General features: G+C 73.6%; 13 protein-coding genes. 7 read left to right on the forward strand and 6 right to left on the reverse strand.

Features of this window, described 5'->3' with window-relative positions; translation table 11 throughout:
• Nucleotides 1-10: 10 nt before the first annotated feature.
• Entirely contained in the window at nucleotides 11-1153 is a 1143-nt protein-coding gene (locus tag AB5J87_RS06215; protein ID WP_369374823.1) for an acyl-CoA dehydrogenase family protein, read from the reverse strand.
• On the reverse strand, nucleotides 1150-2340 hold the full coding sequence (locus AB5J87_RS06220; RefSeq protein ID WP_369374825.1) for a CaiB/BaiF CoA transferase family protein: 1191 nt from the start codon (nucleotides 2338-2340) through the stop codon (nucleotides 1150-1152). The genes AB5J87_RS06215 and AB5J87_RS06220 overlap by 4 nt, the downstream gene beginning before the upstream one ends.
• A 158-nt stretch (nucleotides 2341-2498) precedes the next feature.
• Between AB5J87_RS06220 and AB5J87_RS06225 the strand changes: the two genes are divergently transcribed.
• Entirely contained in the window at nucleotides 2499-3707 is a 1209-nt protein-coding gene (locus AB5J87_RS06225; protein ID WP_369374827.1) for a trans-acting enoyl reductase family protein, read from the forward strand.
• 111 nt (nucleotides 3708-3818) lie between these two features.
• Here AB5J87_RS06225 and AB5J87_RS06230 read toward each other — a convergent pair whose 3' ends face one another.
• The gene (locus tag AB5J87_RS06230; protein WP_369374829.1) at nucleotides 3819-4517 is read right to left on the reverse strand and encodes an endonuclease V; all 699 of its coding nucleotides are present in this window, start codon (nucleotides 4515-4517) and stop codon (nucleotides 3819-3821) included.
• 68 nt (nucleotides 4518-4585) lie between these two features.
• Here AB5J87_RS06230 and AB5J87_RS06235 point away from each other — a divergent pair, with 68 nt between their 5' ends.
• Nucleotides 4586-4888 (forward strand): YciI family protein, encoded by a 303-nt coding sequence (locus AB5J87_RS06235; protein WP_369374831.1) that lies wholly within the window; start codon nucleotides 4586-4588, stop codon nucleotides 4886-4888.
• A gap of 45 nt (nucleotides 4889-4933) precedes the next feature.
• On the opposite strand, the gene AB5J87_RS06240 is transcribed toward AB5J87_RS06235, so the two are convergent.
• Nucleotides 4934-6031, reverse strand: coding sequence for a WD40/YVTN/BNR-like repeat-containing protein (locus AB5J87_RS06240; RefSeq protein ID WP_369374833.1), 1098 nt, complete (start codon nucleotides 6029-6031; stop codon nucleotides 4934-4936).
• A 256-nt stretch (nucleotides 6032-6287) separates the two neighbouring features.
• Here AB5J87_RS06240 and AB5J87_RS06245 point away from each other — a divergent pair, with 256 nt between their 5' ends.
• From AB5J87_RS06245 to AB5J87_RS06255, 3 genes are all read left to right on the forward strand, one after another.
• Nucleotides 6288-6704, forward strand: a complete 417-nt coding sequence (locus tag AB5J87_RS06245) for an SsgA family sporulation/cell division regulator (protein ID WP_369374835.1) — start codon at nucleotides 6288-6290, stop codon at nucleotides 6702-6704.
• 339 nt (nucleotides 6705-7043) lie between these two features.
• The gene (locus tag AB5J87_RS06250; protein ID WP_369374837.1) at nucleotides 7044-8687 is read left to right on the forward strand and encodes an ABC-F family ATP-binding cassette domain-containing protein; all 1644 of its coding nucleotides are present in this window, start codon (nucleotides 7044-7046) and stop codon (nucleotides 8685-8687) included.
• Between the two features lie 227 nt (nucleotides 8688-8914).
• Nucleotides 8915-9889: an acyl-ACP desaturase gene (locus AB5J87_RS06255; protein ID WP_369374839.1), complete on the forward strand. Its 975-nt coding sequence runs from the start codon at nucleotides 8915-8917 to the stop codon at nucleotides 9887-9889.
• A gap of 125 nt (nucleotides 9890-10014) precedes the next feature.
• Here the strand turns inward: AB5J87_RS06255 and AB5J87_RS06260 are convergent, their stop codons facing one another.
• A complete protein-coding gene (locus tag AB5J87_RS06260) occupies nucleotides 10015-10263 on the reverse strand; it encodes a WhiB family transcriptional regulator (protein ID WP_369374841.1) in 249 nt (82 codons plus the stop codon).
• A gap of 274 nt (nucleotides 10264-10537) precedes the next feature.
• Here AB5J87_RS06260 and AB5J87_RS06265 point away from each other — a divergent pair, with 274 nt between their 5' ends.
• Nucleotides 10538-11275 (forward strand): IclR family transcriptional regulator, encoded by a 738-nt coding sequence (locus AB5J87_RS06265; RefSeq protein ID WP_369374843.1) that lies wholly within the window; start codon nucleotides 10538-10540, stop codon nucleotides 11273-11275.
• Between the two features lie 61 nt (nucleotides 11276-11336).
• On the opposite strand, the gene ligD is transcribed toward AB5J87_RS06265, so the two are convergent.
• Nucleotides 11337-12392 carry a non-homologous end-joining DNA ligase gene (gene ligD / locus AB5J87_RS06270; protein WP_369374845.1) on the reverse strand — a complete coding sequence of 352 codons (1056 nt, stop codon included), beginning with the start codon at nucleotides 12390-12392 and terminating at the stop codon, nucleotides 11337-11339.
• 65 nt (nucleotides 12393-12457) lie between these two features.
• On the opposite strand from ligD, the gene AB5J87_RS06275 reads away from it, so the two are divergent.
• The gene (locus AB5J87_RS06275; protein ID WP_369374847.1) at nucleotides 12458-13528 is read left to right on the forward strand and encodes an ATP-dependent DNA ligase; all 1071 of its coding nucleotides are present in this window, start codon (nucleotides 12458-12460) and stop codon (nucleotides 13526-13528) included.
• The last annotated feature ends 38 nt before the right edge of the window (nucleotides 13529-13566 follow it).

The following is a 13566-nucleotide window of genomic DNA, read 5'->3' on the forward strand; positions in this document are numbered from 1 at the left end:
CACTTCAGGGTTAGCCGAGCAGGGAACGGCCGATGATCTCCTTCATGATCTCGGTGGTCCCGCCGTAGATGGTCTGGATGCGTCCGTCGGTGAAGGCACGGGCGACCGGGTACTCCGTCATGTAGCCGTATCCGCCGTGCAGTTGCAGACAGCGGTCGGCGACGCGCTTCTGCAGCTCGGTGGCCCACCACTTGGCCATCGAGGCGTGCACGGCGTCGAGTTCCCCGTTCGAGTGATCGACGACGCAGCGGTCGACGAACGTGCGGGTGACGGCGCACTCGGTGGCCATCTCGGCGATCTCGAAGCGGATGTGCTGCTTGGTCGCGAGCGGGCGGCCGAACGCCTCGCGCTCCTTGACGTACTGGGTGGTGATCTCCAGGAGGTGTTCGGCGGCGGCGATCCCGGACACGGCGATGGCCATGCGCTCCTGGGCGAGGTTGGTCATCAGGTGCAGGAAGGCGCCGTTCAGCTCGCCCAGCAGGTTCTCCTTGGGCACGCGCACGTCGTGGAAGAACAGCTCGGCGGTGTCCTGGGCCTTCTGGCCGATCTTGTCGAGGTTGCGGCCCCGCTCGAAGCCGTCCGCGCCGCGCTCGACGACCAGCAGGGAGAGGCCGTGGGCGCCGCCCTCGGGCGTGGTCTTCGCGACGACGACCACCAGGTCGGCGAGGATCCCGTTGGAGATGAACGTCTTGGAGCCGTTCAGCAGCCAGTGGTCGCCCTTGTCCTCGGCGTGGGTGGCGATGCCCTGGAGGTCGGAGCCCGCGCCGGGCTCGGTCATGGCGATCGCGGTGATCAGCGAGCCGTCGCAGAAGCCGGGCAGCCAGCGCCGCTTCTGCTCCTCGGTGGCGAGGCCGGTCAGATACGGGCCGATGATGTCGTTGTGCAGCCCGATGGCCAGGCCCGCCGCGCCCGCCCGGGTGAACTCCTCGGCGAGGACCACGCCGTAGCGGAAGTCGGCGGCGCCGCCGCCCCCGTACTCCTCGTCGACCGCGAGGCCGAGCAGGCCCTGGCGCCCGGCGGCCAGCCAGACCTCGCGGGAGACGATTCCGTCCTTCTCCCACTGCTCGTAGTGCGGCGAGACCTCCTTGGCGAGGAAGGTGCGGACCGTCTCGCGGAACGCGTCGTGCTCGGCGGTGAAGATCTGCCGCTTCAACTGTCGTTCTCCTCTATGGGCTTGGCGTGCGGCGCCGCGGTGAGCTCCGGGACGCCCCAGTCGCGGGCGACCTCGGCCGTGTCGGCGCCGGGCAGGGCGGGCAGGCGGCGCACCGAGCCCGGGGTGGCCGAGAAGCGCGGGGCGGGCGCGGGCTGGGTCAGACCGCCGTGCTCCACGAAGGTGGCGCGGGCGGCCAGATGGGGATGGGCGGGGGCCTCGCGCAGCGAGAGGACCGGCGCCACACAGGCGTCCGACCCCTCGAAGACGGCCGTCCACTCCGCGCGCGTACGGGTGCGGAACCGCTCGGCGATGGCGGTGCGCAGCTCACCCCAGCGGGCCAGGTCCTTGCGGGCCGGGGCCACCTCCGCCAGGCCGATCAGCCGGACGAACTCGTCGTAGAAGCGCTGTTCCAGCGAGCCGACCGCCATGTACTGGCCGTCGGCGGTCTCGTAGGTGCCGTAGAAGGGGCAGCCCCCGTCGAGCAGGTTGGCGCCGCGCCGGTCCTGCCAGCCGCCGGCCGCCAGCATTCCGTGGATCATGGTGGCGAGGTGGGCGGCGCCGTCGACGATCGCCGCGTCCACGACCTGGCCCTCGCCGTGCGTCCGCGCGTGCTGGAGGGCGGCGAGGACGCCGACGACGAGGTAGAGCGAGCCGCCCGCGTAGTCGCCGACGAGGTTGGCGGGGACCGTGGGGCCCTCGTCGGGGCGGCCGATCATGCCGAGGGTGCCGGTGACCGCGATGTACGCGATGTCGTGTCCGGCGCGCTGGGCGAGCGGCCCGTCCTGGCCCCAGCCGGTCATCCGTCCGTAGACGAGCCGGGGGTTGCGGGCCAGGCAGTGCCGCGGCCCGACGCCGAGGCGCTCGGCGACCTCGGGGCGGTAGCCCTCGATCAGGATGTCCGCCCGTTCGACCAGGTCGAGGACGCGGGCGGGGCCGTCCGGGGCCTTGAGGTCGATCAGTACGGACCTTTTGTTGCGGTTGGTCAGGTCGTGGGCCGGGTCGATGGCGAGTCCGGCGCCGCCGGGGCGGTCGACGCGGACGACGTCGGCACCGAGGTCGGCCAGGAGCATGGCGGCGAACGGGCCGGGCCCGATGCCCGCCAGCTCGACCACGCGCACACCGGTGAGCGGGCCGTTCCCTGTACCTGTCATCAAGCCCCCAGCACTGTGACACAACTGATGTAACATCAGTGATGCTAAGAACACGTTCCACTCCGCACAAGCCCTTGGCGCGAGCAAGCGCTTGGTTTTTGCCCGGCCCTTGATCACCCGTGGCCGCATGTCCCACGCTAGCCTCAGCCACCGGCGACGGCGCGCGACGGCGGCCGGATCTGATGCGGAGGGACATGGTGGAGCGGTCGGCGAAGGAGTCGACGGCGCGCGAGACGCGGCCGTACGACATCGTGCTGTTCGGGGCGACGGGATTCGTGGGCACGCTCACCGCGGAGTACCTGGCCGCGCACGTGCCCGAGGGGTGCCGCTGGGCACTGGCCGGGCGCTCCGAGACCAAGCTGAAGCGGCTGCGCGACCGGCTCGCCCGGGCCGCGCCCGGCGGCGCCGAACCGGCGCTGGTCGTCGCCGACTCCACCGACCCGGACTCGCTGCGCGCGCTCGCCGCGTCCACCCGCGTGGTGGCCACGACCGTCGGCCCCTACGTCTGGTACGGCGAGGCGCTGGTCGCCGCCTGCGCCGAGGCCGGGACCGACTACCTGGACCTGACCGGCGAGCCGGAGTTCGTGGACGACATGTACGTCCGCCACGACGCCCGCGCCCGCGAGACCGGGGCGCGTCTGGTGCACGCGTGCGGCTTCGACTCGGTGCCCAGCGACCTCGGCGCGTACTTCACGGTCCAGCAGCTCCCCGAGGGCGTACCGCTGCGGGTCGACGGGTTCCTGCGCACCTCCGCCACCTTCTCCGGCGGCACCCTGGCCTCGGCGCTCACCGCGATGGGCCGCGGCCCGCAGCTGCTGCGGGCCGCCCGCGAGCGGCGGCTGCACGAGCCCCGGCTGGTGGGCCGGCGGGCCCGGGCGCCGCTGGGCGCCCCGCACTTCAGCCGCGAGACCGGCGCCTGGGCGCTCCCGCTGCCGGTCCTCGACCCGGTGGTGGTGGCCCGCTCGGCCACCGCGAACGCCCGCTACGGCCCCGACTTCCGCTACCGCCACTTCGCCGCCGTCCGCCGGCTCCCGATGGCGCTGGGCGCGGTGGCCGGCGCGGGCCTCGCCTTCGGCGCGGCCCAGCTGCCGCCCGTACGGAACTGGGTGATCGGCCGCTACGAGCCGGGGAACGGGCCCGACGAGGAGCGGCGCGCCCGCAGCTGGTTCTCGCTGCGCTTCGTGGGCGAGGGCGGTGGCCGCCGGGTCTTCACCGAGGTCTCCGGCGGCGACCCGGGGTACGGCGAGACGGCCAAGATCCTGGCCGAGGGCGCCCTCAGCCTCGCCTTCGACGAACTCCCGCGGCTGGCGGGCCAGTTGACGACGGTGACGGCGATGGGCGATGCCCTGCTGCCCCGGCTGCGGGCGGCGGGCCTGCGCTTCCGGGTGGCCGACGCCCGCTGAGCGCGAGGGCCGGTCCGCCGGTTCCCGCCGGATCGGGGGCGCTCGCCCAGCGCGCGGCCCGGACGCCCCACTTCGGCGGTGCCGCCGCGCGCCGAACGGGCGGGCCGGCCTCTAGGGCCGCAGCGCCGTGCGCAGGGCCTCGCGGCACAGTGCGTCCGCGCGGCGGGTCGTCTCGGGGAGGCGGTAGCGCGGGGTGAGCGCCAGCGTGTGCGCGCACGCCCCGGCCAGGTCCACGCGGTGGCCGACCGAGACGAACACCGGCTTCACGGCGGGCTGGGTGCGCACGGCCCGGCCCACCTCCAGACCGTCGGCGTCCAGCAGCGCGGAGCTCTCGCCGCGCCCGGCGCCCGGCTGCTCGTAGGTGAAGGTGAACGGGTTCTTGGCGACGCCGATCACCGGCAGGCCGGTCAGCACGCCCAGATGCGCGGCGAGGCCGAAGCGGCGCGGGTGGGCCAGCCCGTACCCGTCGCAGACCACCAGTCCGGGGCCCGCGGTCAGGGCGCCGAGCGCGGCCAGGACCGTCGGGATCTCGCGGAAGGCGAGCAGCCCCGGTACGTAGGGGAAGGCGACCCGGCCCACGGCGGTGGACTCCTCCACCACCTCCAGCGTCGCCGCGTCCAGGACGACGGCCGCCGCCGCGACGACGTCCCGCTCGTCGTCGTAGGCCACGTCCACGCCGGTGACCAGTCCGGTGCCGGGCGGCGGGCCGGGCTCGTCCAGCACGACCCGGCCGCGCAGCGCGTCCTGCACCGCCAGCGCCCCCGCCTCGTCGACGGGCCAGTCCTCGGGGATCTCCGTGAGCGTCGCCATGATCCCCACCCTAGGGCGTCGGCAGGGGCGCACAACGGGCGGTGCGGGGGCGGCGTAGGGTGGCGATCATGTTCATACTGGACCTGACCTACACCGCCCCCCTCGACCGCGTGGACGCCCTGCTGGCCGAGCACGTCGAGTGGCTGGGCGGGCAGTACGCGGCGGGCGTCTTCCTCGCCTCGGGCCGCAAGGAGCCGCGCGAGGGCGGGGTCATCCTCGCCGCCGGGGAAGACCGCGCGGCGATCGAGAAGATCGTGGCGAGCGACCCCTTCAGCGTCAACGGCGTCTGCGCGTACCGGATCACCCAGTTCTTCGCCACCAGGACCGCGCCCGGACTGGAGGCGTTCCGCGAGGAACTGCCCGCCCAGTAGCCCCCGGGCGGCCGTTCCCGGCTGTCCGGGCGCGGACCGGCGCAGTCAGTCGGCCAGCCTGGCGACCCGCCCCTTCTCCCCGGCCGCCCAGCAGCCCCGGTCGGGCGCGCAGTCGACGGTGTCGTACGAGCCGGTGTCCACGGTCCGCCAGCTCCGGCCGCCGTCGGTGGTGAGGTCCGTGCCGGTCGGGCCGACGGCGAGGGCGGACGCGCGGGTGTGCGGCAGCCAGGCGACGCCCGAGCGGTAGGCGGCGACCGGCGCGGACGCGGGCCGCCAGGTGCGGCCTCCGTCGCGGGTGACCGCGGCGGCCCGCGGCGAGGGCTCCCCGGCCCGGTAGTCGCCGCCGACGGCGAGTCCGTGCGTACGGTCGCGGAAGGCGAGCCCGAAGACCCCGCGCGCCGGGTCCCCGGCGGGGATCACCGCCGGGGCCGCGGTCCAGGTCAGCCCCCGGTCGCCGGAGTGCAGGACGCGCGCGGTGGCGCCGCCGCCGGTGGCCAGCCACACATCGCGCGGCCCGGAGCTCACCAGGCACTGGCCGCTGGCCGCGAACCCGGCCTCGCCCGGCTGCGCCGCGGGCATCCCGGCGTCCGGCAGCACCTTCCAGGACCGGCCGCCGTCGGCCGTGGACAGGATGCGGTACTTGCCGTCGACCGGGTCGCTCACGGCGAGCCCGTGCCGGTGGTCGAAGAAGGTCAGGCAGTCGTAGAAGGCCCTCGGGTCGGTGTTGCGGAACGACTCCTTCCAGCTCGCCCCGCCGTCGTCGGTCCGGTAGACGCGGGACGCCTCGCCCTCACCGATGGCCAGCACCACGGCCCGCCGGGCGTCGAACGCCTCCACGTCGCGGAACTCCAGTCCGCCCGCGCCCGGGGGCGACACATCGCGCCAGCTGCGCCCGCCGTCGGAGGTGCGCAGCACCGTGCCCTTCGAGCCGGCCACCCAGGCGGTGTTCCGGCTGACCGCCGCGAGCCCCCGGAACCGGGCGTCGGTGCCGGTGGGCACCGGCCGCCAGCGCGGCGCGGCACCGCCGTCCCCGTGGCCGTCCCCGTGCCCGTACGCCTGGGCGGGTGCGGTCAGCGCCGCAGCCAGGGCGATCCCGCCCAGCCCCACCGACAGCATTCGTCTCGTCTTCCCCATGGACCTCATGGCGCTGGAAGCTAGCCCACGCCCCGGGGGCCGTCCAGAGGGCGAAATTCGACCGTATCGCCATCAATCCGGAGCCGTTAAGCACCGCGTCCGGCGAAGCGGTGACGCACCGGTAAGTGACGCACACGTAGCGATCAGGTGACACAGCTCACCCCGCGCCCATGTGCACGCAACCGTGTTTTCTGCCGTCTTCGTGAACAGCAGGGAAGAAGCAGCAGTACGAAGTACCCGGTCGTGAGGTTAGGGGAGCAGGGCGTTGTCCACTGTCATCGAGCAAGCCGTCGAAGCCCGCCTGATCGCGTCCGACCCGCGGGTCCAGATCGTCCCCGCGACGCTGACCTACGACCGCGAGGATCCGTACGCGGTGCGGATGGTCTTCCCCGCGCCCGCCACCCTGGAGGGGGTGGAGGTGTGCTGGGCGTTCGCGCGCGAGCTGCTGGAGACGGGCCTGGAGACCTCGGCCGGGATGGGTGACGTGCGGGTGCGGCCGTACGGCTTCGACCGCACGGTGCTGGAGTTCCACGCCGCCGAGGGCACCGCGATGGTCCACATCCGCACCTCCGAGCTGCGCCGCTTCCTCAAGCGCACCCAGCTCCTGGTGCCCCCCGGCCAGGAGCACCACCACCTCGACCTGGACGGCGACCTCACCGCGCTGCTGCGCGACGCCTGCTGAGCGGCGCCCGCCGTCCGGCGGGGCTCCGGACCGTCCACGCCGCCGCCCCGCACCCTCTCCCCGTGCGCCGGGCGGTGGCCGCCGAGCCGGTCCGTGTTAATTCGATTGCGGCGCCGACCGGCCCGGACGTACCTTCTTCTCGGCCCTGTTGTCGTTGATCGGAGTAGGACGTTGCTCTTCTGAGGCATCTGAGACACCGATACGCGCCCTCCCTTCCGTGTGGCGCACGGTGTGACCTGCCTCCGAGCCGTCCCCCCGCGACCAGGGCCTTCTTCATGCCCTGACACCGGTGTCTCAGTTCCCGTTGCCCCTGAACTTCCTCGCAACCGGGAGACATCCATGTCAACCTCATCCACGTCCTCGACGCACCTCAGCTGCTCGGACCTCTCCTTCACCTGGGCCGACGGCACGGCTCTCTTCGACGGCCTCCACCTGGCCGTCGGCCCCGGCCGCACCGGACTGATCGGCCTCAACGGGTCCGGCAAGTCCACCCTGTTGCGGCTGCTCGCCGGTGAACTCCGGCCCTCCGACGGCCGGATCAACGTGGCGGGCGAGATCGGATACCTGCCGCAGAACATCACCCTGGCCACCGGCGCCCGGGTCGACCAGGCGCTCGGCATCGACCGCGTCCGCGCCGCGCTGCACGCCATCGAGGCGGGCGACGTCCGCGAGGAGCACTTCACGGCGGTCGGCGACGACTGGGACGTGGAGGAGCGGGCCCATGCCGCGCTCGGCCAGCTCGGCCTCGCCTCCATCGGCCTCGACCGGACCGTCGGCGAGCTGTCCGGCGGCGAGTCGGTGCTGCTGCGCCTGGCCGCGCTGCTGCTGCGCCGCCCGGACGTCCTGCTGCTCGACGAGCCGACCAACAACCTCGACCTGTTCGCGCGCCGACGGCTGTACGAGGCGGTCGAGGGCTGGTCGAAGGCGATGCTCGTGGTCAGCCACGACCGCGAACTCCTGGACCGGGTCGACCAGATCGCCGATCTGCACGACGGCGGGATCACCTGGTTCGGCGGCAACTTCTCGATGTACGAGGAGGCGCTCGCCGTGGAGCAGGAGGCGGCCGGGCGGATGGTGCGCAACGCCGAGGCGGACGTACAGCGCCAGAAGCGCGAACTCGCGGACGCCCACGTCAAGTTGGCGCGGCGCAGGCGGTTCGGGCAGAAGAGCTACGACAACAAGCGGGTGCCGAAGATCATCGCGAATGCGCGCCGGAGCGAGGCGCAGGTGTCGGCGGGCAAGCACCGCGCGCTCCAGACCGAACGCCTCGCCCAGGCCCGGGAGCGGCTGGACGAGGCGGTGGAGGCGGTCCGCGACGACGACGAGATCAGGGTGGAGCTCCCCCGCACCCAGGTCCCGCCGGGCCGCGGCGTGCTCACCCTGCGCGAGCTCCACCTCCCCCACGCCGACGGCCCGTTGGGCAGTCTGGAGATCCGGGGTCCGGAGCGGATCGCCCTGGTGGGGCGCAACGGCGCGGGCAAGACGACGCTGCTGCGCACCCTCGCCGGGCAGCTGGCGCCGGTGGCGGGCGAGGCGGAGGCGCAGGTGCCGCTGCGGTTCCTGCCGCAGCGTCTCGACGTCCTGGACGACCGGCTGAGCGTGGCGCAGAACGTGGCGCGCTACGCGCCGGGCGCCACCGACAACGCGATCCGGGCGCGGCTGGCCCGGTTCCTGTTCCGGGGCGCCCGCGCCGACCGCCCGGCGGGCACGCTCTCGGGCGGCGAGCGCTTCCGCGCCTCGCTGGCGGCCCTGCTGCTCGCCGAGCCCGCCCCGCAGCTCCTGATGCTGGACGAGCCGACCAACAACCTGGACATGGCGAGCGTGCGCCGGCTCACCGAGGCGCTGACCGCCTTCGAGGGGGCGCTGATCGTGGCGGGCCACGACATCCCGTTCCTGAAGTCGATCGGGGTGACCCGATGGCTGGTGCTGGACGGCGGCGCGCTGCGCGACGGGAGCGCGGAGGAGGTGGAGGGCTGGGGCTGAGGCGGGAGCGGTGAGGGGTGAGGGACGGGGATGAGGGGGGTTCCGAACGGAGTGCGCCATTCGGAACTTGAGGCTCCGGGAACGGCTGCCACCTGCGGACATCACGGAGGGTAGCCGGCTCGGAGGAGGGCGGGACTTGGCTGGGGCTTACCACGCGCTTAACCTACGGTCTCGTAACCTACGTAGCCGTAGGTACCCGTCCCCTCCCCGTCCCCTGGAGCACACCCGTGACGATCACCTCTCCCCACCTCGGCAGTTCGGCAGCGTGGACCGACGCCCGACTGCTGTACGCGCTGGAGGAGGTCGTCGAGAAGGAGCTCAACCGGCATCTCAAGGTGGCCAAGGACTGGATGCCGCACGACTACGTGCCGTGGTCGGACGCGCGCAACTTCCCCGGGCTCTTCGAGGACGGCGAGGCATGGGAGCCGCAGCAGTCCAAGGTCACCGACATAGGCAAGATCGCGCTCGTGGTGAACCTGCTGACCGAGGACAACCTCCCCAGCTACCACCACGAGATCGCCAGCCTCTTCGGCCGCGACGGCGCCTGGGGCACCTGGGTGCACCGCTGGACCGCCGAGGAGGGCCGGCACGGCATCGTGATGCGCGACTACCTGCTGGCCTCGCGCGCCGTCGACCCGGACAAGCTGGAGCAGTTCCGGATGGCGCACATGTCGGAGGGCTTCGAGTCGGACAACCGCCACTCGATGCTCCACTCGGTCGCCTACGTCGCCTTCCAGGAGCTCGCGACCCGCATCTCGCACCGCAACACCGGCCACCAGTCGGGCGACCCGGTCTGCGACCGCATGCTGGCGCGCATCGCGACCGACGAGAACCTGCACATGGTCTTCTACCGCAACCTGCTGGGAGCGGCCTTCGAGCTCGCCCCCGACCTCACCATGCAGGCGGTGCGCGACGTGGTCGTGGGCTTCCGGATGCCCGGCCACGGCATGCCGGGCTTCGAGCGGGCCGCGGCCCAGATGGCGATCGGCGAGATCTACAACCTGCGCATCCACCACGACGACGTGCTCCAGCCGGTGCTGCGCTTCCTGAAGGTCATGGACATCGACGGGCTGGGCCCGGACGGTCTGCGCGCACAGGAGGAGCTGGGCCTCTACATGGGCGGGCTCGACTCCGAGGCCGCCAAGTTCGACGAGAAGCTGGCCGCCCGCAGGGCCCGGATGGTGGCGCGCGGCAAGGCGTGACGGCGCCGGGGCGCGGACGCGCGGCCCGCCCCCGAACCGGGCGCGCGCGTCCGCCGGCGGAACCCGGCCGTTCCTGAAGCGGCCGGGCTCGTGGCTCTGCCGGACGGGACCTCCCAGCGGGAGGTTCAGCCCCGGCGGCGCTGGAGCTGCAGTCTCTCCTGCTCGGAGAGGCCGCCCCAGACGCCGAACCGCTCGTCGTTCGCCAGCGCGTACTCAAGGCACGCCTGCCGTCCCTCACAGCTGCCGCAGAGCTGCTTGGCCTCCCGCGTCGAGCTCCCGGGGGCGGGGAAGAAGAACTCCGGCCCCGCCTGGGCGCACAGCGCGGTCTCCTGCCAGGCCAGTTCGTGCCCGGCGATGGTGGTGTTGATCGACATGCCGACCATGCTGGCGGGCCCGGATCAACGTCCCATCAATGATCGTTGAACGCCGTTCACCGCCCGCGTCAAGCGATCACCGGACCGGTCTTCCCTTTGGCCGGTTACGGTCGCCGCGCGCGTGCGCCCGCCCCCGGCTCCCCCGCCCCGCAACGGCCCCCGGACACCCGCGCCCAGACGATTTCGGCCACCCATGTGGCCGCCCCGGGAGGGCACTTGCCCCGGTCGTAGTGTGGAGCCCTCCGTCGATCACGACCCGGGCAGGGAGTCGAACATGAGCGAGGCCGCCACCGTGCGGACACCGACCGGCGCGCAGGCGGTGCAGCGCGCCCTGGAGGTGCTGCACGCCTTCCACGACAACGGTCCGGATCTGAGCGCCTCCGACCTCTCCCGGCGCCTCGGCTTACCCGTCTCCACCGCGCACCGGCTGGCCCGCACCCTGGTCGGCGCGGGCTTCCTGGAGCAGGACCCGCACACCGCGCGCTACCGGCTCGGCCCCGCCATGACCGAGCTCGGCCGCCTCTCCTACCACCAGCGCGGGCTCCATCTGGCCGCGCCGGAGCTGGCCGACCTGGCCGCGCGCACCGGGGCCCGCGCCGATCTCGCCCTGCGCAGCGGCCCGCACGCGGTGACCGTGGCGGGCGGCCCGGTGCCGCCGCTGGCCGGGCTGCGCCGCCCGCTGCGCTCGACCGCGCCCGGCCGGGTGCTGCTGGCCTGGCCCAAGCCCGGTGAACCGGCCGCCCCGGACCGGGAGTCGGCGGACGTACGGGCCGACGGCTTCGCGCGCGACGAGGGCGAGAGCGCCGCCGGGACCGAGTACGGGCTGCGCACGCTGGCCGTGCCCGTGCTCGACCGCTCGGGCCACGCCCGCTTCGCGCTGTCGCTGCGGGCCGCGCCCGCCGTGCTGGGCGACGAGCGCCTGGGCTGGTTCCTGGCCCGCGCCCGCGCCTGTGCGCAGGCCCTGGAGATCCTGCTGCTGCCCCCGGCGGAGCGCCGCCCGCCCGGCCCGTGACGACCGGCCGCGCTGCCCGGCCCCGGTCTCAGCCGTCCCCGCCGGGCCCGCCCTTTCCGCCCTACTCCTGCCCCTGGTCCTGCTCCTTCTCCTGCTCCTTCTCCTTCTTCGCCCGGCTCGGCTGCACGCGCTTGGGCTCGCCCGGCATCTTGGGGTAGTCCGGCGGGTAGGGCAGGTCGCCGAGTTCGTGCTCGTGCTCGTCGCGGGCGGCGAGTTCGAGCAGCGGCTCCAGACCGAAGGCGTGGTCCTCCATGTCCGCGTGGACGTCGCCCGCCTCCGCGTACCGCGCGGGCATCGTCTTCAGGTCGAAGTCCTGGGGGTGCGCGTCGTCCAGCTCCTCCCAGCGCAGCGGCGCCGAGACCGGGGCGTGCGGCTTGGGGCGCACCGAGTAGGCGGAGGCGATGGTGCGGTCGCGGGCGGTCTGGTTGTAGTCGACGAAGATCCGCTCGCCGCGCTCCTCCTTCCACCAGGCGGTGGTGACCCGGCCCGCCATGCGCCGCTCCAGCTCGCGGCCGATGGCGATGGCGCAGCGGCGCACCTCGGTGAAGGTCCAGCGGGGCTCGATCGGCACGAACACGTGGATGCCGCGCCCGCCGGACGTCTTGGGCCAGCCCCGGATGCCGAACTCGTCGAGCAGGGCGCGCAGTTCGTGGGCGACCGGCACCGCGTCGTCGAAGTCGGTGCCGGGCTGGGGGTCGAGGTCGATCCGCAGCTCGTCGGGGTGGTCGGTGGCCGCGCGCCGGACCGGCCAGGGGTGGAAGGTGAGACAGCCCAGGTTGGCGGCCCACAGCACGGCGGCGGGTCCGGCCGGGCAGATCTCGTCGGCGTGGCGCCCGCTGGGGAAGGAGATCCGCGCGGTGGGGATCCACTCGGGCAGGTTCTTCGGGGCGCGCTTCTGGAAGAAGGACTCGCCGTCCACGCCGTCGGGATAGCGCTCCAGGGTGGTCGGCCGGTCGCGCAGGGCGCGGGCGATCCCGTCGGCGACGGCCAGGTAGTACGCGGCCACGTCCAGCTTGGTGTAGCCGCGCTCCGGAAAGTACACCTTGTGCGGGTTGGAGAGCCGGACGGTCCGTCCGGCCACCTCCAGCTCGACGGCCTCGCCCTTGCTGGTGCCCATGCAGGCCACGGTAGGCGGGCGCCGCAAATGGCGCATATCGGCCCGTACCGGTGAGAATCCAAGACATGGATCTGCCGGTGATGCCACCCCTGAAACCGATGCTCGCCAAGTCCGTCGCCAAGATCCCGCCCGGGATGCAGTACGAGGCGAAGTGGGACGGGTTCCGGGCGATCGTGCACCGCGACGGCGCCGAGATCGTCATCGGCAGCCGCAACGGCAAGCCGCTGACCCGCTACTTCCCCGAGCTGGCCGGGGCGCTCGCCGAGCGGCTGCCGCCGCGCTGCGTGCTGGACGGCGAGATCGTGATCGTGCACGGGGGCCGCCTCGACTTCGACCGGCTCACCGAGCGCATCCACCCGGCCGCCTCCCGGGTGAGACTGCTCGCCGAGCAGACCCCGGCCAGCTTCGTCGCCTTCGACCTGCTGGCCCTGGCGGACGCGTCGCTGCTCGACACCCCGCTGGCCGAGCGCCGGGCGGCCCTGGCCCGGGTGCTGGCGGGCGTGACGCCCCCGGTGCACCTGGCCCCGGCCACCACGGACATCGAGGAGGCCCGGGAGTGGTTCGACCGCTACGAGGGCGCCGGGCTCGACGGGGTGGTGGCCAAGCCCCTGGACCTGCGCTACCGGCCCGACGCCCGGCTGATGTACAAGATCAAGCACGAGCGCACGGCCGACGCCGTGGTCGCGGGCTACCGCTTCCACAAGAGCGGGCCGGTGATCGGATCGCTGCTCCTCGGTCTGTACGACGACACGGGCGCCCTCCAGCACGTGGGCGTCTGCGCGGCCTTCCCGATGAAGCGCCGGGCCGAGCTCGTGGAGGAGCTGGCGCCGCTCCTGATGGACGACCCCGTCGGCGGCGGGCACCCGTGGGCCGCCTGGCTGGAGGCCGCCGCCCACGAGGGTGCCCGGCTGCCGGGCGCGCAGAGCCGCTGGACCGGCAAGAAGGACCTGTCCTGGGTGGCGCTGCGCCCGGAGCGGGTGTGCGAGGTGGCGTACGACCACATGGAGGGCGACCGCTTCCGGCACACCGCCCAGTTCCGCCGCTGGCGCCCGGACCGCGACCCCGGCGGCTGTACGTACGCCCAGCTGGAGGAGCCGGTCGGCTACGACCTGTCCGAGGTCCTGTCCGGCGGCTGACCGGGGCACGGGAGGCGCGCGGACCGGAGTGCCGGGAG

The organism is Streptomyces sp. cg36, assembly GCF_041080675.1.
Lineage (GTDB): Bacteria > Actinomycetota > Actinomycetes > Streptomycetales > Streptomycetaceae > Streptomyces.